Genomic DNA, 549 nt, shown 5'->3' on the forward strand with positions numbered 1-549 from the left:
AATTCAGGAGGATCTGCGTGGTCTCGCGGACTTCTCGCAGACGTACTCGGAGGCGGCGCCCGACCTGGTGAACGCCCTCGACAACCTGCGCACCCCCGGGAACACGGTCGTCGAGAAGCGGAGTCAGGTCTCGCAGTTGCTGGTGATGCTCACCGGGACGAGCGCGTCCACCGCGGACCTCTTGCAGGCGAACGCCCACAACATCGTCACGATCGCCGCCGATTCGCGAGAGGCGCTGCAGCTCCTCGGCCGCTACTCGCCGAGCTTCGGCTGCACACTCGCGGACTTCGTGAAGGCCGCGCCCATCGCCCGTGAACTGCTCGCGCTGGACGATCCGTACCCCGGCGGCCGAGCTTCGGGTCAGTTCATCAACCCCAAGGGTCGCTACCTGCCCAATCAGGACGAGCCGCGCCTGCTCGACGACCGCGGACCGGCGTGCTACGACAACGTCACCGCACCGGGTGGAAAGTTCCCGCAGTATCCGGGTGGATCGTTCAACGACGGCTCGTACCAGGTGCCCTCGCGCAACCCGGGCCCGTCGACCACGGA

At 67.2% G+C, this 549-nt stretch carries 1 protein-coding gene; it reads left to right on the forward strand.

All coding sequences use genetic code 11. The annotated features are described in order from the left end of the window. Positions 1-549, forward strand: a 549-nt coding sequence (locus RJ1_RS40300) for an MCE family protein (RefSeq protein WP_174695080.1), incomplete at both ends; no start/stop codon positions are given.

Origin of the sequence: Rhodococcus jostii NBRC 16295 (genome assembly GCF_001894825.1) — a bacterium.
Lineage (GTDB): Bacteria > Actinomycetota > Actinomycetes > Mycobacteriales > Mycobacteriaceae > Rhodococcus_F > Rhodococcus_F jostii.